Origin of the sequence: Streptomyces sp. NPDC017890 (assembly GCF_044328675.1) — a bacterium.
Taxonomy (GTDB): Bacteria; Actinomycetota; Actinomycetes; order Streptomycetales; family Streptomycetaceae; genus Streptomyces.
This window is the reverse complement of record NZ_JBIRHU010000127.1, coordinates 1-1,832: the sequence shown is the minus strand read 5'-3', so window position 1 is coordinate 1,832 and position 1,832 is coordinate 1. Positions and strand designations below refer to the sequence as shown.

The window sequence follows — 1,832 nt, the reverse complement described above, 5'->3', positions numbered from 1 at the left end:
GAACGCCGGCCAGCAGACCATCGACCTCGACGATGACGGCGATGACGCTCCCCAATCGGGAGTCACCGCAGAAGAAGTCATCGAAGAGTGACCATCGTTCGGCAGTGGGCTCCGGCGAGCTGGCACTCGCCGGAGCAAGGGTGGGCACCCGTCCCCGGTGCCCACCCTGACGTTCGGAATTCACCCTCAGTCTCGAAAGGTTAGGACACGCACAATGGTTGACAACAAGATGCTCAACAGGATCAAGGGTCTGTTCGCAAAGGCGGATTCGGTCGAAGGTACACCCGAGGCTGATACGTTGCGCGAGAAGGCATTCGAGCTCCTGGCGAAGTACGGCATCGACGAAGCAATGGCCCGTGGTTCTGCCGGTTCCGGCAACGTGGATGGCGACACAATGAAGGCGGTAACGTTCACCTACACCGGTGACCGGTTCGGCTACGAGAAGATGTATCTGGTCAATCGCGTATCCAAGTCCCTGCATTGCGACGCCGTTCAACTGCATGGTGAGCATGTGTTGCAGATTTTCGGGCTGTCCCGTCATCTCGAGCGCGTGAAGTTCTTGATCCAACTCCTGATGCCGCAGCTGCTTTCGTCTGCAACGCAGGCAATTCCAGCGAATCCGTTCGCGGGGCGGGATCCGAAGGATTCAGCCCGTATCACGGCAGAACACCGCGCGGAGTTCATGATCGGGTTCGCGGACCGCATCGGTTCTCGTATCCAAGAGAGCGAGGACAATGCGGCGTCGACGTACGACCGTGAGAACGGCGGCACCGGAGCGTCTCTGATGCTCAAGAGCGACTTCGATCGAGCGCAGGCAGCAATGTACAAGAAGTACGCCGGAATGATCGGCCAGGGTCGCGGGCGCTCCGTCGGCCGCGGCGAAGGTTACCGAGCCGGCCATGCAGCAGGTGACCGTGCCGACGTAGGGAACACCCGCGTCGGCGCCGGAAGGCAGGCCATCGGGTAAGTCGATCAGGCCCCACACCGGCGAGGTGTGCGGGCCTTTTCGGCTACCCTCACGAAGCTGTTGAATGATGCAAGCATCATGCAGCATATCCGCAGGTCAAACCCTTAGAATGCGCTCTCGAGGTGTCGCCGCGGCGAAGGACCCCAAGTCCGAAGGGTCGGATTTTTCGGTGTCGGCGGCAGGTGGTCTAATTCCACCGGGAGAGACACCTGTGGTTCAGGCCACACCTTCCCTGGGTGCCCGACCTGATGTCCCCTCAAACAAACGAACACGCGCGATCACGGAGTACCCAACCCATGCGAAACGACACGCATCTGCCCGCAGTTCCGAGCCATCCCCCGTCGGAGGAGGCTCCTGTCACCGTCCTGAGCACACTCGGGTGTGAAGTGACCGTCACCTCGGATTGCATCGACGAAGCCCCGCTGGTGACCTTGGCAGCGACCATGCCTCACGGGCTCGTCGACCTGTCCCCCAAAGCCGCGCGCACACTCGCGTCAGCTCTCACACGTCATGCCGACCACTCGGAGCGACTCGTTTCGAAGTCCGCTCCGACCGTACGAATATCGACGATCCCATGAGATCATCCACAGCTGCCGCGACTATGGCCCCATCACGAAGATTGCGGCCCCGAAGGATCGTGACTACGATCCCGGACATGGTATCGAGGAAGAACATCGACGCATTGACCGCTCTCGGCGAACGCCGGCGGGAGCTGCGTGCGGAACTCGAGGTAGTCGAAGAGAGCATCAACAAGAGCCTGAAAAAGGTGTACCCGGAAGGGTGGACCTGGGATGAGATCACCGAAGCATCCAGCCTGTCGCTCTACACTCTGAGACTGCGCTTGAACAAGCTCGGCCTTATCAAT

2 protein-coding genes are annotated in these 1,832 nt (G+C 60.5%); both read left to right on the top strand.

The features are described 5' to 3' along the window. The first annotated feature begins 214 nt into the window (after positions 1-214). Positions 215-967 (top strand): DUF2786 domain-containing protein, encoded by a 753-nt coding sequence (locus ACH4F2_RS35910; RefSeq protein WP_021343780.1) that lies wholly within the window; start codon positions 215-217, stop codon positions 965-967. 655 nt (positions 968-1,622) lie between these two features. Then, positions 1,623-1,832 (top strand): hypothetical protein (locus ACH4F2_RS35905; protein WP_398136798.1); only part of this gene is annotated, 210 nt, incomplete at its 3' end.